The sequence below is a fragment of the Propioniciclava sp. genome (assembly GCF_036744435.1).
In the GTDB taxonomy this organism is placed as follows: Bacteria; Actinomycetota; Actinomycetes; order Propionibacteriales; family Propionibacteriaceae; genus Propioniciclava.
The window spans coordinates 1-21233 of sequence record NZ_DAIOIA010000018.1; the positions used below are offsets into that span (position 1 = coordinate 1).

Here is a 21233-nt window from a genome sequence, read left to right on the forward strand (position 1 = left end):
GTCGAATACTCCGTCCACGTCCTCGGCGATGTCATCGACGAACATCTGGCTGTGTGCGCAAAACCTCATCCAAGTTCCTTCCCTGCGATGTCAGGTGACGCGCCGGAGACCTGCGGCTCCGGGGTGTTGGTGGCGCCGCGCACGGCCCGCAGGATGCGGTTGCGGCGACGCGGGTCGAGGGCCCGTTCGAGGGCGTCGGCAAGGACGGAGAAGGCCAGGATGGTCGCCACGATGACGCCCGAGCTGACGAACAGCAACAGCGGCGTGGTCATCATCAGCGCCTGCCCCTCGGCGATCATCGACCCCCAGGAGGGGGTGGGTGGCAGCACGCCCAGCCCCAGGAAGCTGAGCCCGGAGGCCAACAGCATCGTGGAGGCCAGCGTCAGGGAGGCCTGCACGAGGACGGGCGGGACGACGCCGGGCAGCATCACCCGGAACAGGATGCGTGCGGGACGGCTGCCGATCACTTGGCTGGCTTGGACGTACTCCAGGTTGCGGATGGTGAGCACCTCGCCGTAGACCACGCGGGCGAAGGCGGGCGCGAACAGGATGCCCATGGTGATGATCAAGGTCACCTCGCCTTGGCCGAACAACGTGACGATCAGCAGGGCGAACACGACGGGCGGGAAGGCGAGAATCACTTCGACGCCCCGCATCGATAGCAGGCCGACGATGCCGCGGGAGGCGCCGCCGACGAGGCCCACCAGGACGCCGAGGACGGCGGCCAGGATGGTCGCCCCCACCGAGACGAACAAGTCGATGCGCGAACCGACGATCAGTCGGGAGAACGTGTCGCGGCCGAACTGGTCGGTCCCCAGCCAGTGCACCGCCGACGGGCCGGCGAGCCGGACGTCGCTTTGGGCGATGGGGTCGTAGGGCGCGATCAGGGTGGCCAGCACAGCCACCACGACGAGGATGACCAGGAATCCTGCGGCCAGCCCGGGTCCGGGACGGCGGAGTTCGGAGAGGAAGGATCGCATCGGCGTCATCAGTTCTTCCCTCTCGGGTCCAGGAATCCGTAGGCGATGTCGACGAGCAGGTTCAACAGCACGAACAGGGCCGCGATCACCAAGACGACGCCTTGGACGATCGGGTAGTCGCGCTGGGTCACCGCGTCGATGAGGAGCCCGGACAAGCCGGGATAGTTGAAGACCCGCTCGATGATGACCGTGCCGCCGAGCATCGCCCCCATCTGCAGACCGGTGACGGTCAGCACCGGGGAGAGCGAGTTGCGCAGGATGTGACGCCGGAAGACGGTGCCTTCACCGAGCCCGACCGCGCGTCCGGTGCGTACCCAGTCGCGCTGCCCCAACCCCAGCACGGACGAGCGGGTCATGCGGGCGATGATGCCGGTGAATCCCAGCGCCAGCGCGGCCGTGGGCAGCACGAGGCTGCGGACGAACCCGAGGGCGTCGCGCTCGAAGGGAACGAAGCCCCCCGAGGGCAGGACCTTGAGCTGGACGCCGAAGACGTAGACCAGCAGCACCGCGGCGACGAAGGAGGGAATGGCGACGCCGACAGACGTGGCGACGAGGACCGTCTTGTCCCACCAGCCCCCGAAACGGGCGGCGCTCGCACCGATCGAGACGCCGAGCAGGAGTGAGACCGCCGCCGAGGTGGCGATGAGGATGAGCGTCCGGGGCAGGCGTTGGGCGACGAGGTTCAGCACGGGCTGGTTGTTCTGCAGGGAGGTGCCCAGCGAGCCGGTCGCCAGGTTGCTCAGGTAGTTGAGGTATTGCTGCCAGACCGGGAGGTTCAGCCCGAGCTGTTCGCGCAGTGCCTGCACCGCGGCCTCGGTCGGGGTGGCGCCGGTGCCGGTGAGGATGGTGCGGGCCGGGTCGCCGGGCACCAGTTGGAGCGCCAGGAAGACCACGGTGGCCACCACGAACAGCAGGACGACCCCGGCGAGCAGTCGTTTGAGAATGTTGAGTGCCATCAAGCAGGTGCTTTCGGGACAGGTGTGGGGGCGGCGTGCCGCCCCCACACGGGCGGACCTACGGCTGCAGGGACGCGCCGGCGAGGGTGTAGCCGGAGTCGAACGTCAGGAAGCCGGGGATGTTGCTGAAACCGGCCACCTTCGTGCTGTAGCCGTAGGCCTGGGCACGCCACGCGAGCGTCACGATCGGGGCCTGGTCGAGCACGTACTGGGAGACCTCGTTGTAGAGGGCTCGCCGTGCGGTCTCATCGGTGGACGCCCGGCCCTGGGCCAGCAGGTCGTTCAGCTTCGCGTCGTCGTACCCATAGGACGAGTTCTGCGCGCCGCTGGGGGTCAGCATCTGGGTGAGGAAGGACGGGTCGTTGGTCAGGCCCGAGGTTCCATACACGGCGATGTCGTAGTCGCCGGCCGCCCCGAGTTGCAGGCGCGTCGGCCAGTCGGGGAGGTTCATCTCCAGCGTGATGCCGATCTTGGCCAGGTCGTTTTGGACCGAGATCGCCGTGTTCTTGTGGAAGTCGTACTGCGAGGAGGACAGCATCGTGGCGGTGAACCCGTTCGGGTATCCGGCCTCAGCCAGCAGTGCGCGCGCCTTGTCGAGATCCTGCTTGTAGTAGTCCGCGTAGGCGGCGTCGTAGTAGGCGCTGCCTTCTGGCATCGGCATGCCGTTGAGCGGCTTGCCCTGGCCGGCGAGGGCGGAGTCGACCACCGCTTGGCGGTCGACGGCGTACGCGACGGCCTGACGGACGCGAGGATCGGAGAACGGTCCGGTCCCGGACGTGTTGAACTCCAGGTACATGAACGGGCCCTCGGTGCTGTCGAGGACGAGGTTGGAGTTGGACTTCACCTGGTTGTAGCTGTTCCAGCCGACGAAGGAGACCGCATCGACGCTGCCGCTGAGCAGGGCGTTGTCGCGTGCCGTCTGGTCGGTGATGATCTTGAATTCGATGCCGTCGAGCTTGGGCTGATCCGCGTCGTAGTAGCCGTCGAAGGCCTTCACGACGAAGCTCGTGCCCTGTTCGTAGCTGACGAACTGGAAGGGCCCGGCGCCCACATAGGTGGGGTCGGCCTGGCCGAGCGTCTCGCTGGGGAGGATCGCGCCCGACACGTCCGCCAGGAACGACAGGAACGCGGCGTCCGGCGCGGACAGCCGGACCACGACGGTCACGTCGTCGGGGGTGTCGATCGAGGCGATCCCGGCGGCCGCGGTGTACAGCTTGGCGGAGTGGGCCGGGTCAGCCATGTATTCCAGGGAGGCCTTGACGTCGGCACTGGTCAGGGCGCTGCCGTCGTGGAACGTCAGGCCGGGGCGCAGATGGAAGGTGAAGGTCTGCGCGGCCTCCTCCTCCCACGAGGAGGCGAGCGCGGGAACGACCTCACCGGTGGCGTCGTACTGCACCAGCCCGCGGTGCAGGACGGCGTTGAGGATCATGGACGCCGACCCCTGATTCTGGGGGGTGGTCAGCTTGGGGACGTCGCTGTCGAGCCCGTAGAGCAGTGTCCCTCCGGTGCTCGCGGTGGCCCCGCCTGTGCTGGCCGGGCTACACGCGACCAGACTCAGCAGGAGTGCCCCGACGGCCACGCAGGCCGATGCGAGGCGTCCCCATCTGCGGGATCTCGGGCGTATGGGTGATGCCATGGTGTCTCCTCCTGGTGCTCCACAAGAAACCTGCCCTGGTGGCTTCATCGCCACCCTTGTCGGCGGTCGCCGGCCTCGTGCGGTGTAGGTCCGGGTTGTCCCGGTGGCCGGCTTGGGAACGATCCCAACCTCCGATACCCAGAACTCTGCTGCAGGTTTGGGAACGGTGTCAAGGAATTCCGTCGGCCTTAACGGGCTCGTAACTCCGCGGCCCCCGATACCGCGAACAGCCCAGTGATCGGCATAGACAGTACTCTGTCGAGTGCTCAAGAACAGGAGACAGGAATGACTCGACGCCCCCACGCGGTCACGATCGTCGACGTCGCCCGCGAGGCCGGCGTGTCCAAGTCATCGGCCGCCCGAGTCCTCGCCGGACGCGGATCGGCCAGCCAGGCGACCCAGCAACGCGTCCACGCCGCGGCCCAGCGGCTCGGCTACCGACCCAACGCCCTCGCCAAGGCGATGATCTCCGGCAGCAGCAACACCATCGCCGTCATGATCCCCGACGTGGCCAGCCCCTTCTTCTCCGCCGTCGTGCGGGGCGCCAGCGACGCGGCCCACGCCGCCGGCTTCGAGGTGCTCCTCGGCAACACCGACAACGATCGCGACGTCCAGGCGCGCTCCATCGAGGTCCTGCGCGAGAAACAGGTGGACGGGTTCGTCATCGCCCCCGTCTTCGAGGACGAGCCCGTCAGCGTGCGCAGCCTCGTCGACGACGACATCCCCGTCGTCCTCCTCGACCGGCGCATGCCCGCCCTCGCCGACGTCCCGCTGGTCTCCGTCGACCACAGCTCGGCGGCCCGCATGGCCGTGGAACACCTCCTGGCGCTCGGCCACCGGCGCATCGCCATCGTGACCGAGGCCGCCGACAGCCTCGACGCGCTCCGTGCTCAGGACCCGACGGTTCTGCGCCCCTCCCATCAGCGCCTCCTGGGCTACGCCGACGCCCTCGCCGCCCACGGGATCGAGCGCGACCCCGCCCTCATCATCCCCTCCGCCTACGACGCCGACGCGGCAAGCCGCGCGGTCGCAGACGCCCTGGGACGCGTCCCGTTCACCGCGCTGCTGTGCACCGACTCCGTGCTGACCCTCGGCGCCTACCGCCACGTGGCCAGTGCCGGCATCGACGTGCCCGACGCGTTCTCCTTCATCGGAATCGACGACCAGGAGTGGACCACGCTCGTCCGACCGTCGATCACCGTCGTCGACCAGCCCCGCTACCGGCTGGGGGCCGCCACCATGAACATGCTGATCGCGCAGATCCGAGACGTCGCCGAAGTGCCCACGAACCTGGTGCTGGACGCCGAACTCATCGCGCGAGCATCGACGTCCGCACCACGCTGACCGGGATTCAGTCGGTCGTCCGGCCGTCGAGCCGATCCTGCTCGCGGGCCTGCTCACTGCGTCCCGACGGATCGCCGTAGCCGCCCGCCCCGGCCGTCTCGATCGACGCGGACTGCCCGGGATGCAGAACGGTGTAGCCGTGATCGATCGGCGCCGCGTCCTCGCTGAGGATGCACGTCGCCGACGTGCCCGAGCCGCCGCCGAACAGCCCCCAGGGCTGCGACTTCTGGCGGCTGGTGTCCAGCCAGAAGTGCACATCGGGCGCCTCGACGCGGATCTTGCGCCGGATGCCCATGCCCCCGCGGAATTCGCCGTCCCCACCGGAGCCGTCGAGCAACTCGTAGGCCTCGACCATGAGCGGGTACTCCGCCTCCAGCGACTCCACCGGCAGGTTCGACGTGTTCGTCATGTGCACCTGGACGCCGTCGAGGCCGTCCTTGTTGAACCGGGCCCCCGACCCTCCGCCGATGGTCTCCAGGTAGACGAAGTCACGATTGCGGACGCTGTCGTGGCCTGAGAAGTGCACACCCGTGTTGGCGCCGTTGGAGGCCGCCGTGACCCGGGTGGGCACCGCCGGGGCGAGCGCCCCCTCGATGAGGTCGACGACCCGCTGGCAGGTCTCGCTGCGACCGTTCACCGCCGCCGGGGCGCTGCAGTTCAGGATGGACCCCTCATCGGCCTCGATGGTGATGGGCCGGTAGAGGCCTGCGTTCGGGGCGATGTCGGGATCGATCAGCGTCTTGACCGTGTAGTAGACGGCCGCATACAGCCCGGTCCACACCACGTTCACGCTGGCCCGGACCTGGCGGGGGTTCCCGCGGAAGTCGAACGCCATCTCGTCCCCGGACACCACGATCGCGACGCGCAGCGTGAGTTCGTCGTCCAGTTCCGGGGCGTCGAAGAGGTCCTCGAACGCGTAGGTTCCATCCGGGATCGCCGCGATCGCGGCGCGTGTCCGGCGCTCGGTGTAGTCCAGCAACTCCTCCGCGACAGCGGCGATCTGCGCGGCACCGTAACGCTCGATCAGTTCCTCGTAGCGCACGGTCGCGACCCGCAGCGCGGCTTCCTGCGCGCGCAGGTCCGCCATCCGCTCCGACGGGATCTGGCAGTTGAGCAGGATCAACTCGAGGAGTTCCTCCTGCAGGACGCCCTCGCGCCGCAGGTGCACCGGAGGGATCCGGATCGCCTCCTGGAAGATGTGCGCATGCCCGCGATCGCCGAAGTCGGCGTGGTGGGCGAGCGTGGCCGCCCAGGCGTGCAGCACGCCGTCGACGAAGATCGGCGTCGCCAACACGATGTCGGGCAGGTGCGAGCCGCCCCCGGTGTAGGGGTCGTTGCCGATGAAGACGTCCCCAGCATGGACGCCCTCGTCACCGATCCGGGCGCGGATGGCGTCCACGATGCCCATCAGGGAGCCCAGGTGGAGCGGGGATCCGCCCTCGTCCTGGGCCACGGCCCGGCCCTGGGCGTCGAACAGGCTGGCGGTGCAGTCGCGGCGCTCCTTGATGTTGGGCGAGAACGCGGCCTTGACCAGGGTCTCGCTCATCTCCTCCACGATGGTCGAGAAGGCCGAGCCGACGACCTCGACCAGGACGGGGTCCAGGGCGGGCGTCGGGGGTCGGGTGGCGGTGCTCATCGGGGATCTCCAATCCGGATCACGAGGTTCCTCAGCGCGTCGATGGTGCAGGTGTCCCCGGGCAGCAGCACCGTGGTGGTGTCCATCTGCTCGATGATCGCGGGCCCGGCGATGGTCTGTCCGGCCCCCAGCAGCGTCCGGTCGTACACGGGCACGCGACGGTAGCCCTGTGCGGGGTCGAAGCAGGTGTCACGGTGGGCCACCACCGCCTGGGCGGGGTCCTGCTCCAGCGGCTCGCTGTGCCGCAGCTCCACCCGGGGCGTCGTGCCGCTGGCCTCCAGCCGGAAGGTCACCACCTCGATGGGCGACTCGGGTGAGCGGTAGCCGTACACCCGTTCGTGGGCCGCGTGGAACGCCTCGGCCACCACGGCCAGTACCTCGGCGTCCAGGTTCGATCCCTGGGGCAGGTCGACGGGGAGTTCGAAGTTCTGACCGGCGTAGCGCAACTCCAGGCGACGCACGCCGCCGCGGTCCTGCGGCGCAACGCCTTCCTCCTCAAACCAGGCCTGCGCGCGTTCCTGCAGGACGCCGAAGCCGTGTTGCAGTTCCGGCAGGGCCGCCTGCGTCAGGGGCGTGATCTGGGTGCGCATGAAGTCGGTGCGGATGTCGGTCATCAGCAGGCCCAGCGCGGACTGCGCGCCGGGCACCTCGGGCACCACGATCGTGGTCATGCCGAGCTCACGGGCGAGCCGGGAGGCGTGCAGCGGTCCGGCACCGCCGAAGGGGACCAAGGCGTAGTCACGCGGGTCGTAGCCGCGCTTGACCGAGACCACCCGGATCGCCCGGGCCATGTTGGCGGTGACGACGCGCAGGATTCCCAGCGCCGCCTGTTCCACCGACAGCCCCAGCGGTGCGGCCAGGCGCTCCACGGCCCGGATCGAGGCCTGCCGGTCGATCTTCATCTGGCCGTTGAGCAGGTACTCGGGGTTCAGCGTCCGCAACACGACGTTGGCGTCGGTGACGGTGGCGCCGTCACCGTTGCCGTAGCACGCCGGACCGGGGAAGGCGCCAGCGCTCTGGGGGCCGACGCGCAGGTGCTGACCGCTGTCGATCCAGCCCAGCGATCCCCCACCCGCGCCAACGGTGTGGATGTCGAGCATCGGAGACCGCAGCGGGCGTCCCTCCAGTTCCATGCCGGAGGTGACCTTGGGCTTGCCGCCCTGCACCAACGAGATGTCGCTCGACGTCCCGCCCATGTCGAAGGTGATGATGTCGGCGAACCCGGCCGCGCTACAGATCTCCGCAGCTCCGACCACCCCGGTACTCGGACCGGACAGCACCAGCCGCACCGGCATCGCCTCGGCGGTCTGGAACGGGATGACGCCACCGTTCGACTGCGTGACGTGAGGCACGGGGCGCAGGCCGTTGCGGGCCAGCGTCTCCCGCAGCCGGGCCAGGTAGCGGTACACCACCGGGCCGACGTAGGAGTTGGTGACGACGGTGGAGAGCCGTTCGTATTCGCGGAACTCGGGCAGCACCTCACACGACAGCGAGACGTAGGCGTCCGGATGCTCCTCCGCGATGATCTCGCCGATGCGGAGCTCGTGGTCGGGCACCAGGTAGCTGTACAGCAGGCACACCGCGATCGAGTCGACGCCGTCAGCCTTCAGGGCCCGGACGGCGGAGCGGACCTCGTCCTCGTCCAGGGGAGTCTCGATCGCACCCGTGTGACGCACCCGCTCGGTGACCTCGAGGCGGTGGCGGCGGGCCACGAACGGGAGGGGCTTGTCGGCCTGCGGGTCGTACATGTCGGGGCGCCGACCGCGGCCGAGCTCGAGCAGATCGCGGAACCCCTTCGTCGTGATGAGGCCGGTGGTCACCCCGCGGCCGGTGAGCAGCGCGTTGGTCCCGACGGTCGTCCCGTGGGCGAAGTAGGAGACCTCGGCGATGTCGCGCCCGCCGACCTGCTCCAGCAGTTCCTCGACCCCGTGCAGGATCGCCCGGCCGGGGTCATCGGGTGTGCTGGACACCTTACGGACGTGCACGCGGCCGGTTGCCTCGTCGAATGCGCAGACGTCCGTGAACGTCCCTCCGGTGTCGACGCCGATCCGTAGACTCACCTGTTCACCTCTGTCTTGTCGTGCCGCGCCGGGGTTCCGGCGTCGGTTGCGGGGCGGAAGGGGGTCCCGTGGCCGAAGGCCCCCGGGGCCAGGCACACCTGGGCAGCATGGGCGCTGGCCGAGGCGAGGACGGCACGCTTGTCGCGTCCGGCGAGCAGGCCGACCAGGACGCTGGAGATGAAGGCGTCGCCGGCCCCCAGGGTGTCGACCACCTGCACGAGGTCGGCCGGCTGGTGCAGCACCCAGTTCGCCGAGGCCAGGTAGGCCCCCTCGGAGCCGCGCGTGACCAGGGCGTAGGTGGCTCCGGCCGCGACGACGTCGCGCGCCAGCGCGACGCTCTGCCCGTCGTCGCGATGGCTGGAGGAGAACGCGGCCAGGAACAGGTGCGGCAGCATCGGCTCCGCCTCGGCCAGGTCCATCCGGGTACCGAAGTCGAACGACACCCGGGTCCGGGCAGCCATCGCCGCCAGGTGCGGGAACAGTGACCCGGCGTATCCGGCGTGGACCACGTCGAACCGCTCCATGGCGTCCAGTTGTCCCTCGTCAGGCGCGAACAGGGCCACGCCCTTGCCTGAGCCCAGGAAGACCCGGTCGGCGCCGACGCTGTCCACGTCGGCGTAGGCGTTGGGGCCTGCTGCGGTGCGCGTCAGCGAGGTGTCCACGCCCTCCTGGGTGAGGCTGCGCAGCACATGCTGGCCCGCCTCATCGCTGCCCACCACGCCAAGGTAGGACGACTGGGCCCCCAGCCGGGCGGCGAACACGGCCACATTGACCGCGTTGCCGCCGGGGAACATGAGCCCCAGTCTCCGATAGCGATCGACGACGTTGTCGCCGGCACCCAGAAGACGCATCAGTAGCTGACCTTGTACATGTAGCGGCGCACCGAGGTGTCGTGGCCGCGACGGGCGGCCACGTGATCGAGTACCCGGCGTTCGGCGCTCATCAGCGCGACCACGCTGAGGTCGGGGCGGCTCTCAGCCGGGATGCCGGGCAGCGTGAACGCCGCCGTGTCGACCACGCCCAGGCCACTGGTGTAGTTCTCCCCGAAGCGGACGACACGCTCTCCCAGCGCCCGGCTCGAGTCCTCGGCCAGCAGCACGATCAGCGGGGTGTCCTCCAGGATCCGTTCGAAGGGACCGTGGAAGAAGTCGCCGCCGTTGATCGCCGCGGCGTCCATCCACTGCATCTCCTGGAAGTAGCACCAGGCCATCATCTTCGCCATCCCGTAGGCGGGACCGCCGCCCACGACGTACGTCAGCGGCGCGTCCGCGACGACGTCGGCGACACGCTCCCCCACCGAGGCGACCTCGTCCTTCACCGCGCGCAGGGCCGTGGGCAGGGCGGGAATGCCCGCTCGCAGGCGGGTGGCGACGTCGGTGACGCCGACTCCGGCCAGCAGCGCCGCCGCCACCTGCTCGTTGTGCACGAGCTTGGGCTCGGTCACGGTGATGGTGTCCGGGTAGTCGAGGTGGAGGTGGGCCGCCTCGGCGAGGCCGCTGGCCCCCTCGCGTGCGATGCCCACGACGGTGGCGCCCTTGCCGCGGGCGTACTGGGCCGCCGCCACGGTCTCGGGCGTGTTCCCCGAGTGGGACGCCGCGATGACCAGGGCGTGTTCGTCGACGCCGATCGGATCCCGGGAGGTCAGCTCGGCGCTGGTGATGCGCTCGGTCGCGAAGGCGTCGGTGTAGCGGTTGAGGAGGTCGAAGGCGGGATAGGTTCCGAAGTGAGAGCCTCCACAACCCACCAGGTAGACCCGTTCCAGTCCGCGCTCCAGCGCCACGTCGACGATCCGGCGTGCTTCGCCGTCTTGGTCGACCGCGTGCTGGACGCTGGCCACGAAGTCATCGGGGACGGGGATCGGTGTGCTCATCGCGTGTTGTGCCTCTTCCGTGTCGGGGACGATCGAGGGCGTTCCCACCACATTGGGAACGTTCCCAGCACGTCTAACTTGCCACCGGATTGGGATCGGTGTCAACCCATCGTTTGTGACGATCATGAGACAAGAACGAGTTGCGCGTGCACCCCCTCACACCACATCCCAGCCGGGAGTTGCGAGCGGCAGGGCGCGCGGCGCCACCTGCCGTCGGAGCACCGTTCACGCCGGGTGAACACGCCGGGGCGGCCCGCTGCTGGTCCACCCGGGTCATCCGGCCCAGCGGCGCGACGAGGCCGTCAGCCCAGGCGAACTCACGGGGTCAGAAGCCGCAACTCTCCGCGCGCACCGAGGGGCGCGGACGCGACGTCAGCCCCGGAACCTCTTGCGCAGGATCATGGCGTCTCGATGTACGAGTTCACGATCGAAGCCCTCCCCCAGCTCGGCCGCCAGCGCACGGGTCGATCGACCCAGCATGTCGGGCAGGTCGTCTGAAGAGTAGTTGACCAGGCCGTGTCCCACTAAGGCACCGTCTGGGCCGACCAGCCGGACCGGGTCACCGGCGTGGAAGTCCCCGGTGAACCCGGTGACCCCGGCCGGCAGCAGCGACGCCTTGCGTTCGACCACGGCCCGCACCGCGCCCGCGTCGAGCGACACGACGCCCTCCACCTTGGACGCGTAGGCCAGCCAGAGCATCTTGCGGGAGCGGCGGCGATCGGACGCCCGAAACAGCGTGCCGACCGGTTCCCCGGCCAGTGCGGAGCGCACGGCCGTCGCGGACGCAAGCACGGTGTTGACCCCGGCGTGGGTGGCGATGCGCGCCGCCTCGAGCTTGGTCGTCATGCCGCCCGTGCCCACCGAGGAGCCGTTGCGGCTGGTATCGACGTCGAGGTCCTCCACCTCGGCCACGTCGGTGATGCGCCGCGCCCCCGGACGAGAGGGGTGATCGGTGTAGAGGGCGTCCACGTCGGAGAGCAGGAACAAGGCCTCGGCGCCGACCAGGTGAGCCACCAGCGCCGCCAGCCGGTCGTTGTCGCCGAAGCGCAACTCGTTGGTGGCGACCGTGTCGTTCTCGTTCACCACCGGAACCGCCCCCAGTTCGAGCAGCCGCGTGAAGGTGCGCTGGGCGTTGGCGTAGCTCGCCTGCCGGGTCACATCCTCGACCGTCATGAGGACCTGCCCGACCGTCAGCCCGTGCGCGGCGAACAGCGAGGTGTAGCGGGCCAGCAGCAGCCCCTGCCCGACGGAGGCGGCCGCCTGTCGGGTGGCCAGGTCACGAGGACGCCGCTGCATCCCGAGCGGCTCGAGCCCCGCCGCGACCGCACCCGAGGACACGACCACCACATCCGTTCCGCCGGCCCGGGCGGCCGCGATCGCGTCGACCAGCGCATTGAGCTGCGGCATGTCGATGCGTCCGCTCCGGTCCGTGATGGACGAACTGCCGACCTTGACCACGATCCGTCGCGCCTCCGCGATGGACCGGCGAATGGCGGGGCTCACTCCGTGTCATCCCCGCCCACGCGCCAGCTCTGCTTCGGATCGCGCGGCAGCCCTTCGGCCGCCGCCTTGGCCGCGTGGTACTCGGCGTCGAGTTCGCGGCGCCTGCGGACCGAGGCCCGCTGACCGTGCAGCCGCTCGTCATCGCCGCGCCGGGCGAGGATCTCCGCCCCCGAGGAGACCTGCGGAGCGAAGTCGAAGACGACCGGGTCGTCCCCAGCGCCGATCGCCACCGCATCCCCTTCACGCGCCCCCAGCTCCAGGAGCCGGTCCTCGATGCCCAGCCGGGTGAACCGATCGGCCAGGTAGCCGACGGCCTCCGGGTTGGCGAAGTCCGTCTGCTTCACCCAGCGCTCCGGCTTCTCCCCGCGCACCCGCCACACGAATCCGCCCTCACCATCGCCCATCTGCTTGACGGTGAACGCGGGTCCGCTCGACGCGACCGGCTCCGGCCTGATCACGACCCGCGGAGCCGCAGGCTCGGGCGCCGCCGCCCGCCGCTCCCGCACCAGGTCCGCCATGGCATACGTCAGGGCGGGGAGGCCCTCGCCGGTCTTCGTGGACACCGCGAACACGGGCCAGCCGCGCGCGGCCAGATCGGGAGCGACCAGGTCCGCCAGTTCCCGGGCGTCCGGGATGTCGATCTTGTTGAGCACCACCAGCCGGGGCCGGTCCTCCAGTCCGCCGTAGGCCGCCAGTTCGCCCTCGATCACGTCGAGGTCGGTGAGCGGATCGCGGCCGGGCTCATACGTGGCACAGTCGATGATGTGGGCGATGGCCAGGCAGCGCTCGATGTGGCGCAGGAACTCGTGCCCGAGCCCGCGGCCCTCGGAGGCCCCCTCGATCAAGCCGGGCACGTCGGCGACCGTATAGGTCGTCTCGCCGGCGACGACGACACCCAGGTTCGGCACCAACGTCGTGAACGGGTAGTCGGCGATCTTGGGCCGGGCGCGGCTGATCGCCGCGATCAGGCTCGACTTGCCCGCGCTGGGGAAGCCCACCAGGCCGACGTCGGCCAGCACCTTGAGTTCGAACGTGACCGCACGCTGCTCGCCGTCCTCGCCCAGCAGGGCGAAGCCCGGCGCCTTGCGCGCCGACGTCGCGAGGGCCGCATTGCCCAGGCCACCCCGGCCACCCGCCGCGATCACCGCCTCGGCACCCTCCCCGACCAGGTCGGCGATGATCTGCCCGGTGTCCGCGTCGGCGATGACGGTGCCGTCGGGCACGTTCAAGACGACGTCGGCGCCGTTCGCGCCCGCCTTGTGATCGCCTTCGCCGGGTTGGCCGTTGGTGGCACGGCGCTGGGACTGCCGGTGATAGTCGACCAGGGTCGTCAGCCCGGGGTCGACGCGGACGATCACCGACCCGCCGTGCCCCCCGTTGCCGCCGTCGGGGCCACCGAGCGGCTTGAACTTCTCCCGGTGCACCGACGTGCAACCGTGGCCACCGTTGCCGCCCTGGACGCGTAACGTGGCACGGTCAACGAATGAGGGAATGGCCATGACGAGGGATTCTACCGGTCGTCGGCGATTCCTCCCGGTCGCACCCGTCCCGCGAGGTATCCGGCCACCCCGGCACGCAGGTTCTCCCCCGCCCCGGCCAGTGCCTCGGCGAGAGGTTGCCCAGCGGGGGTGATCTGCACCAGCGCCTCCACGGCGCCGTCGGTGCGCAGCGCCTCGGCCTCGGGCTGGACGCGTCCGGCGAAGATCACCACCGGGACGCCGTGCCGCCGGGCCGCGTCCACCACGCCTGCCGGGGCCTTTCCGGCGAGCGTCTGCGCGTCGACCGAGCCCTCCCCGGTGAGGACCAGATCGGCCCCCGCCACCCGCTCGTCGAGATGCAGCAAGTCGGCCACCAGCGCGATGCCCGGCGTGAGGGACGCCCCCAGGAAGCCCAGCAGCGCGAACCCGAGGCCGCCCGCCGCCCCCGCCCCGGCGTCGGTGGCCCGCGACCCCTGGCCGGACAGGTCCGCCACCGCCGCCAGGATCGCGTCCAGCCGAGGGACATCATCGGGAGAGGCGCCCTTCTGCGGCCCGAACACGGCCGAGGCCCCGCGCGGGCCGGTCAACGGGGTGTCCACGTCGCAAGCCACCCGTACCGTAACCCCTGCCAGGCGCGTCTCCAGCCCGGTGGCGTCGATCCGGGCCAGCCGCGCCAGCCCTCGTGGGGTGGTGGCGACCTCGCATCCGGCGGCATCGAGGAACCGCACCCCTAGGGCGGCCAGCATGCCCGCCCCGGCATCGTTGGTCGCGGAGCCGCCCAGGCCGATCAGGAGTTCCGTGGCGCCGGCGTCCAGCGCGGCGACGATGAGCTGGCCCACGCCGCGAGTGTCGGCGTCCCAGATGGCGCGCTCGTCGTCGGCGACGGCCTCCAGGCCGACGGCACTGGCCACCTCGATGATGGCGAGCCGCCCCGCCACGGCCATCTCGCCGAGGGCCTCGCGACCGAGGGCGTCCAGCACCGGTACCGGGAGCAGGCGGGCACCCAGGGCGGCTGCCAGCGCGTCGGCGAACCCCTCTCCGCCATCCGACAAGGGCAACTCCAGGGCGACCGCGCCGGGCCAGGCGTCCTGGACGCCTGCCGCCATGGCGGCCGCCGCGTCGCGGGCCGTGAGGGCGTGCTTGAACGAATCGGGGGCACACACGATGGTCGGAGCCATGGCGTCACTCCCGCCCGCGGAACGCGTCCAACTCGCGCCGCTGTTTCTTGGTCGGGCGCCCCGCCCCCCGGTCACGGACCGCGACCTTGCCCGTCATGGCCTCGATGGGCGGCGGCTGGGCCGGCGTGTGATCGAGGTAGGCCTGCTGGGCGACGGGCGCCCCGACGCGTTTGACCAGCGTGGGGTTGAGCACCTCGACGATGGTCTCCTCACCGGAGCGGCGCACCCGCACCGTGTCGCCGGTCGCCACCGGCTGCGCGGCCTTCGCCGGTGCGTCGTTGACGCGTACGTGCCCGCCTCGGCACGCGGCGGTGGCGGCGGACCGGGTCTTGAAGAGCCGGACCGACCACAGCCAGGCATCCAGGCGCGCCATCGCCGGCCCCTCTCACCAGGTCAAACCGTGCCCCAGAGTGTAGTGGTTGCCCTCGGCGTCCACGTAGGCGTAGGTGAGACCGTCAGCCAGGTACTCCTGCTTGGCGTAGCCGGGGACGTCGTTGGGGGACGCGCAGTGACCTTCGTCATCGACGGCGATCACCGCGGCCGACGACGGCAGGGTGAGCGGGAGCCGTCCGTGTGGGGCTGAAACCCCGGCCAGGACGTCGAACTGCGCATCGAAGAACGTCGAGAATCCGGCGACGAGCGCGTCCGCCAGGGGCTCGACGTCGTCCAGGATCCACGGCATCGCCACATTCACCGAGACGATCACCTGCTGGCCCCTGGCCCGGGCTTCCCGCGCCAGGGTGCGGAACCGGTCCGCCCCGAGCAGCGTCGTCTCCGTGTAGGTCTCCCCCGTCGTCGAGGTGAGTTCCTTGTCCTCGCACAGGGACAACTCCAGCAGCCCCGGGGTGGATGTGAAGTAGTTGCCCGACTGCGGGTCGGCGAACAGCACGACGGCGTCCGCGTCTTCGGGCCGCTCGACCAACTCCAGGCCCGGGTGAGCGGACGCGGCGGCCCGGGCCTGCGCCGTCTTGAGGTCGGCGCGCTCGGCGCTGCGATGGAACACCTCCGCGTAAACCCTCGTGCCGGGCCGCATCGGGAGCGTGCCTGCGGTGTTCTTCAGCACCACCACCGAGTCCCGGTGGGTCCGGGCGGCGAGTTCCCAGCCCGGAGAGGCCGCCACCCGGGCATCCGCCGCGTCGGCGTCGACGTACGTCATGTCGTCGAACAATCCCAGGGAGAACATCTCGATCAGCAGTCGAGCACTGGCCTGCTCGAGGCGAGCGCGGCTGATCCAGCCCCGGTCGACCGCCGCGCGCAGGTCGGCCACATTGTTGGTGTCGGCGATGAGGTCGGTGCCTGCGTTGATCGCCTTGGCGAACCGCTCGGGGATCGACAGGTCCTCCACGCCCCAGCACATGTTGTCGGTGACCCCGGAGTCGGAGTTGAGGTAGCCGGTGAATCCGAGTTGCCCACGCAGGAGGTCGTGAAGGACGTAGTGGTTGAACGTGAAGCCGACCTCCTCGTAGGGGATCTCGACGCCGTCGACGGACTGCACCACGGACTTGGCGATGGAGGGGGCCGAGTAGTAGGGCATGAACGACGACGACGCCAGGGCTGCGCGGAAGGGCGGCAGGTGATAGCGCTCGAAGCTGCCCGGGGTCGGGTAGCAGTTCCATTTGCCCTCGGCGTAGTGGGGATCGAAGCCGTTCTCGCGGGCCCCTCCTCCGGGGAAGTGCTTGATGGTGGTGGCGATGCTGGTGCCCCCGACGCGGTCACCCTGCAGGCCCGCCACGAGCCTCTCCACGATGTCGGCGATGAGTTCGGGATCCTCCCCGAAAGTGCCGTAGATGCGTTGCCAGCGCGGGTCGGTCACGACGTCGGCCATGTACATGTAGCCCTTGCGGATGCCGACCGCGAGCCACTCCTCCCGGATCGCGGCGGCGAACCCGTCCACCAAAGCCGCGTCTCCACCTGCCGCGATGTCGCCACCGATGGCGGCGGCGATGCCGAGCGTCGCGGGGAAGGTCGAGAGTGCCCCCACGGCGTCGTTCATCCCGAAGACCGGTTCCCCGTTCTCGTTGCGGGAGTTGGAGGCGGCCAGCGTGGGGATGCCGAGCCGGGTCGCCTCGGCGACCTCGTTCATCGCGTTGTTCCAGGCGGCGAGCTGCCCGGCGGACACGTCGTCGCGGACGATGAAGTGGCGCAGCTTGAGGCGCTCGATCGTCTCGGTCGTGCCGAAGACCTGACGGGTGGCGAAGATGGACGTCCCCGCTTCGATGGTGCGTTCGTCGAGCGCCCCGTCGTGGGAGGTCTCGGCCCCGCTCGGGGCGCTGAAACCGGTGAACCGGGTGTTGATCAGCATCATGCCGACCAGTTCATCGAGATCCATCCGCGCGACCAGGTCGGCGGCACGCTCAGCCGGGCTGAGACGCCAGTCCTCGTACGGGTCGAGCCGCCCGTTGGCGTTGAGGTCCTTGAAGGTGAGTCCTTCGACGGTCACGAGCTTCTTGGAGCGGACTTCCAGAGCCGGCTGTTGCATGCATCCTCCTTCGACGACGACGTCGGAGATCATGTTAGGGACAACCGCCCTGACACGAGTAAGTTGCCGCGGGTTCCGGCCCGTGGATACAACGCAGCGAGGGCGCCCCGATGACGGGGCGCCCTCGCTGGTGATGTTCGGGTCAGGCCTGCTCGGCCAGCGCGATGTTGACGACGCGGCGGCCGCGACGCGAGCCGAACTCGACAGTGCCGGGCTTGAGCGCGTACAGGGTGTCGTCCTTGCCACGGCCGACGTTGTCGCCGGGGTGGAAGTGCGTGCCGCGCTGACGGACGATGATCTCGCCCGCGCCGACGTTCTCGCCGCCGAAGCGCTTCACGCCGAGACGCTGGGAATTGGAGTCGCGCCCGTTGCGGGAACTCGAGGCGCCCTTCTTATGTGCCATGTTCGGAGCCTCCTCAGGCGTCGATGCCGGTGATCTTGACGCGGGTGTAGCGCTGGCGATGGCCCTGACGCTTCTTGTACCCGGTCTTGTTCTTGTACTTCAGGATGTGAATCTTGGGGCCCTTGTGCTCGGCGAGCACCTCCGCCGTCACCGCCACCTTGGCGAGCTTGCCCGCATCGGTGGTCACGGCCTCGCCGTCGACCAGCATCAGCGGCGTGAGCGGCACGCTGGAGCCGATCTCGGCGTCGACGATCCTGTCGACGGTGAGGACATCGCCGACAGCCACCTTGTGCTGGCGTCCGCCGCTGCGCACGATCGCGTACACGCCTGACCTGCTTTCCTACGAAAATCTGTCGTCTGAACGAACATCGGGCTTGGGCCCGGGTCCTTCGGCGCCGGAGGCAACTCCCACTGAAGAGACCACACAGGGTTCGCCCGCGCAGGCACCGGGAATCAAGATTACTCGGCACGCTGGGCAGGGTCAAACCAATCCGTCACCCGACGCTACGCCATCGGCATCAGGTGAGTGTGCGGCGGGGCGTGGACGACGCCACGCGGGTCAAGCCGCTCGAACACCGCCACCGCGTGTCGGAACCCCGGCACCTGCCGTGGGACCCAGTCCTCGTGCGTGTCCGCATCGGGTCCAGGGTCCCTCCGACGAGGTGGCGAACCGCGTGGCCCACTCGGGCCGGGCCACCCCCACTCGGCAGGCAGATGCGTGAACCACCGCTCCAGCCCGGCGAACAGGGCGTCCGCCTTCGGACTACCGCGGGTGAGGACGACGTGACTGCCGGCCGACACCTGCAGCGTGGGGTCACGTTTCGGCAGCGCAGGTGGTAGTTCGGCACGGTGCGGAGCACCACCTCGGTCGCCACCGTCCTGCCGAGGCTCACCAGCAGTGCCTCGATGTCTGGGTCCGTGCGTGGGGAGGTCGTCAGCACCCCGCGCGAGGCAGGTCGGCCCCGATCGGGACCCAGGCCGCTGCGGCGAGTCCCACGCCTATCGCCGCTCGGCGCGACATCGTGGGGTGTCGGATTTGGTCACAATCTCCTCATTCTCTTCATCACATTGGTTACGCAACTGCGACCGTGGTCGCGACCCGGGGAAATAGGACGGTGCACGAATTGGCGCGCTCGTGCGCCGCGGTCACGCGGTTATCGGGGGCTGCGGCTGAGCGTGCACAAGGTGGTGAACTGCGGGAGGCCGTCCAGGGGGCCGGGCGGTGGCCGCCAGGTGCAAGGCGACGTCCGCGTAGGCGTACTCGATCACGTCGACGGGCGTGCGCAGCGTGACGCGGTAGTGGGCGATTCCGGTCGTGAGGGCATGAGAAAGCTGCTTCATCGGGGGTGGCGCTTGTCGCTGTCCGGCCGGAAACGGCGTTGAGCCGGAATGGACATACTCCGCCCCACAACCGTTGAAATGCGATCGGCGGGACTCCCTGATCAGGCTCGTCCGCTACTCCCCTGCGGCCAGGAACGCCAAGACGGCCCGCACGCGCCGGTTCTCCTCCCCGGGGCCCAGGTCGAGCTTGCTGAACACGTTGGCCACGTGCTTGCTGACCGCCCCCGGAGAGAGGAACAGCGCCTCGCCGATCTGGCCGTTCGAATTGCCCCGGGCCATCAGCTCCAGCACCTCCCGTTCCCGGGGCGTCAGCGCACCGAGCCGAGAGGGGGTGCGGTGCATCAGCCGCGCCGCCACGTCCGGATCCACGACGACGCCGCCCGCAGCGACCACCGCCAGGGAGCGCAGGAAGTCGGCGACCTCCGCAACCCGGTCTTTGAGCAGGTAACCCAGGCCGCCGCCACCCTCAGGCAGTCCCCCGGCGTCGGTATCGAACAGCTCCCGCGCATACTCGGGAGCGACGTACTGGCTGACCAGCAGCAAGGCGATGGCCGGATACGCGGCGCGGATCCTCAGCGCGGCCCGCAGCCCGTCGTCGGTCAGCGTCGGCGGCATCCGCACGTCGGTGATCGCCACATCGACCTGCGCGGCGTGCGCCGCCACCTCCGCGACCAGTTCGTTCGCGTCGCTGGCGCGCGCCAGCACCGTGTGACCCTGGCGCTCCAGGAGTCCCGCGATGCCCTCACGCAGCAGCGCCGAATCGTCGGCGACGATGATCTTCACCCCTCGATCCTCCCCGGCGTCCGCGGCGGGACGCCCGACTCTCCGTGACGCAGCAGCAACGGAATGCGCGCCACCACGGTCGTCGGCCCCCCGGACGGGCTGGTGAGCGTGAGATCGCCCCCGAAGGTACGCAGCCGCTCCCGAATGCCGGACAACCCGTGCCCGCCGGTCAGCACCGCCCCGCCCGGACCGTCGTCGACGACGCTGACGTGCAGGGCGGTGTCCGCCACGACGAGGATGCTGACGTGCGCCCCCGGTGCATGCTTGGCCGCATTCGTCAAGGCCTCGGATGCGAAGTACCAGGCGCTGCTCAACACCCCGCCGGGCAGGGGCGGAAGCGGGAACGGGACGCGGACCTCGACCGGATCTCCCGGTGCGGACAGCCGTTCCCCCAGCTCGCGCACCGCGGCTTCCAGTCCCCGCTCGGCGAGGGTGCGTGAATGGACGCCCGCCACCGTCTCGCGCAGCGTCCGCAGGGCGCCGGAGGTGTCGCGCTGGGCCTCGACCAGTAGCCCCTCCACCGCGGCGAGCTGCGGGGAGTCGCCCGCCGCCCGCAGTGCGTCCAGCATCATCAGGGCCTCCCCGACCTTCATGGACGCGGCGACGATGTACTGCTGGGCGCCGTCGTGCAGGTCCCGCTCGATGCGGGCCCGTTCGATCTCGAAGGCCTCCACGATCGTGCGGCGCGAGGCGGTGAGCTGCTCCACCGCCTGGGCGTAGCCGGCCCCGTCGGCACCAGCGGCCTGCTTGCGAGAGAACACGAGGCCCATCTTGCCAGCGCACCGCCGCTGGCCCCACCCCCGAGGGTGGAGCTGGCACCACCCCGGTTGGGGCACCAGCCCCATGGCCGATCGGGCTGGCCCCGGGCAGGGTGGAGGACATGAACACGACCAGCGTCACGTCGACCACCGGCACCCTGAGCGCCCGCAACCTCGTCAAGCGGTACGGCCCCGTCGTCGCGCTCGGCGGCGTCACCCTCGACCTGCAGCCCGGCGAGAGCGTCGCCATCATGGGACCGTCCGGCTCCGGCAAGTCGACGCTGCTGCACTGCCTGTCAGGGATCCTTCCCCCCGACGAAGGCGAGGTGACCTTGGGCCACCTTCCCGTCTCGCAGCTCTCCGACGCCGAGCGGTCCCGGCTGCGCCGTGATCGGTTCGGGTTCGTCTTCCAGGACGGCCAGCTCATCGGCGAGCTTCCCGCCCGGGAGAATGTGGCGCTTCCTCTGCTGCTCGCCGGGGTGACGCGAGGCGAGGCGCTACGTCGTGCCGACGAATGGCTGGCCCGGCTCGGGCTGGAGTCCATGGTGGCGCGACGTCCCGGAGAGTTGTCCGGCGGGCAGGCGCAGCGGGTCGCGATCGCCCGAGCCCTCGTGCACGATCCGGCGGTGATCTTCGCTGACGAGCCGACCGGCGCACTCGACCAGGCCACCGGCCACGAGGTCATGCAGGTGCTCACGACGACGGCCCGCTCGGCAGGCTCCACGCTGGTCGTGGTGACCCACGACGTCCATGTGGCCCGCTGGTGCGGACGGCTCATCGAGATCCGCGACGCCCTGGTCCACTCCGACACCCGCCAGGAGGCCTGAG

19 protein-coding genes are annotated in these 21233 nt (G+C 70.1%); 2 read left to right on the plus strand and 17 right to left on the minus strand.

The window, feature by feature from the left end:
• Positions 1–65: 65 nt before the first annotated feature.
• From V7E09_RS03925 to V7E09_RS03935, 3 genes are read right to left on the minus strand one after another with little or no spacing between them, the layout of a single operon-like run.
• Entirely contained in the window at positions 66–989 is a 924-nt protein-coding gene (locus V7E09_RS03925; RefSeq protein ID WP_324523036.1) for an ABC transporter permease, read from the minus strand.
• The gene (locus V7E09_RS03930; protein ID WP_324509520.1) at positions 989–1936 is read right to left on the minus strand and encodes an ABC transporter permease; all 948 of its coding nucleotides are present in this window, start codon (positions 1934–1936) and stop codon (positions 989–991) included. Before V7E09_RS03930 ends, V7E09_RS03925 begins: the two co-directional genes overlap by 1 nt.
• Before the next feature lie 58 nt (positions 1937–1994).
• Positions 1995–3515 carry an ABC transporter substrate-binding protein gene (locus tag V7E09_RS03935; protein WP_324509519.1) on the minus strand — a complete coding sequence of 507 codons (1521 nt, stop codon included), beginning with the start codon at positions 3513–3515 and terminating at the stop codon, positions 1995–1997.
• A 342-nt stretch (positions 3516–3857) separates the two neighbouring features.
• Between V7E09_RS03935 and V7E09_RS03940 the strand changes: the two genes are divergently transcribed.
• A complete protein-coding gene (locus V7E09_RS03940; protein WP_324509518.1) occupies positions 3858–4916 on the plus strand; it encodes a LacI family DNA-binding transcriptional regulator in 1059 nt (352 codons plus the stop codon).
• 7 nt (positions 4917–4923) lie between these two features.
• On the opposite strand, the gene V7E09_RS03945 is transcribed toward V7E09_RS03940, so the two are convergent.
• From V7E09_RS03945 to V7E09_RS04010, 14 genes are all read right to left on the minus strand, one after another.
• Positions 4924–6552, minus strand: a complete 1629-nt coding sequence (locus V7E09_RS03945; RefSeq protein WP_324509517.1) for a hydantoinase B/oxoprolinase family protein — start codon at positions 6550–6552, stop codon at positions 4924–4926.
• On the minus strand, positions 6549–8612 hold the full coding sequence (locus V7E09_RS03950) for a hydantoinase/oxoprolinase family protein (protein WP_324509516.1): 2064 nt from the start codon (positions 8610–8612) through the stop codon (positions 6549–6551). The genes V7E09_RS03945 and V7E09_RS03950 overlap by 4 nt, the downstream gene beginning before the upstream one ends.
• Positions 8609–9463: a PfkB family carbohydrate kinase gene (locus V7E09_RS03955; RefSeq protein WP_324509515.1), complete on the minus strand. Its 855-nt coding sequence runs from the start codon at positions 9461–9463 to the stop codon at positions 8609–8611. Before V7E09_RS03955 ends, V7E09_RS03950 begins: the two co-directional genes overlap by 4 nt.
• Positions 9463–10482, minus strand: a complete 1020-nt coding sequence (locus V7E09_RS03960) for an SIS domain-containing protein (protein WP_324523037.1) — start codon at positions 10480–10482, stop codon at positions 9463–9465. Before V7E09_RS03960 ends, V7E09_RS03955 begins: the two co-directional genes overlap by 1 nt.
• A gap of 372 nt (positions 10483–10854) precedes the next feature.
• Complete coding sequence (proB, locus tag V7E09_RS03965; protein WP_324509513.1) at positions 10855–11985, minus strand: glutamate 5-kinase; 1131 nt, start codon at positions 11983–11985, stop codon at positions 10855–10857.
• Complete coding sequence (obgE, locus tag V7E09_RS03970; protein WP_324509512.1) at positions 11982–13484, minus strand: GTPase ObgE; 1503 nt, start codon at positions 13482–13484, stop codon at positions 11982–11984. The genes proB and obgE overlap by 4 nt, the downstream gene beginning before the upstream one ends.
• Before the next feature lie 11 nt (positions 13485–13495).
• Positions 13496–14641: a glycerate kinase gene (locus tag V7E09_RS03975; protein WP_324509511.1), complete on the minus strand. Its 1146-nt coding sequence runs from the start codon at positions 14639–14641 to the stop codon at positions 13496–13498.
• Positions 14642–14645: 4 nt separating this feature from the next.
• On the minus strand, positions 14646–15014 hold the full coding sequence (locus V7E09_RS03980) for an RNA-binding S4 domain-containing protein (protein WP_324509510.1): 369 nt from the start codon (positions 15012–15014) through the stop codon (positions 14646–14648).
• Between the two features lie 12 nt (positions 15015–15026).
• Positions 15027–17120: a glycoside hydrolase family 3 N-terminal domain-containing protein gene (locus tag V7E09_RS03985; RefSeq protein ID WP_324523038.1), complete on the minus strand. Its 2094-nt coding sequence runs from the start codon at positions 17118–17120 to the stop codon at positions 15027–15029.
• A gap of 142 nt (positions 17121–17262) precedes the next feature.
• The gene (gene rpmA / locus V7E09_RS03990; protein WP_324509508.1) at positions 17263–17523 is read right to left on the minus strand and encodes a 50S ribosomal protein L27; all 261 of its coding nucleotides are present in this window, start codon (positions 17521–17523) and stop codon (positions 17263–17265) included.
• 13 nt (positions 17524–17536) lie between these two features.
• Positions 17537–17848: a 50S ribosomal protein L21 gene (rplU, locus tag V7E09_RS03995; protein ID WP_324509507.1), complete on the minus strand. Its 312-nt coding sequence runs from the start codon at positions 17846–17848 to the stop codon at positions 17537–17539.
• A gap of 821 nt (positions 17849–18669) precedes the next feature.
• Complete coding sequence (locus tag V7E09_RS04000) at positions 18670–18864, minus strand: hypothetical protein (protein ID WP_324509506.1); 195 nt, start codon at positions 18862–18864, stop codon at positions 18670–18672.
• A 114-nt stretch (positions 18865–18978) separates the two neighbouring features.
• Positions 18979–19647, minus strand: a complete 669-nt coding sequence (locus V7E09_RS04005; protein WP_324509505.1) for a response regulator transcription factor — start codon at positions 19645–19647, stop codon at positions 18979–18981.
• Complete coding sequence (locus V7E09_RS04010) at positions 19644–20408, minus strand: sensor histidine kinase (RefSeq protein WP_324509504.1); 765 nt, start codon at positions 20406–20408, stop codon at positions 19644–19646. The genes V7E09_RS04005 and V7E09_RS04010 overlap by 4 nt, the downstream gene beginning before the upstream one ends.
• A gap of 119 nt (positions 20409–20527) precedes the next feature.
• Here V7E09_RS04010 and V7E09_RS04015 point away from each other — a divergent pair, with 119 nt between their 5' ends.
• Positions 20528–21232: an ABC transporter ATP-binding protein gene (locus V7E09_RS04015; protein WP_324509503.1), complete on the plus strand. Its 705-nt coding sequence runs from the start codon at positions 20528–20530 to the stop codon at positions 21230–21232.
• Position 21233 lies beyond the last annotated feature (1 nt).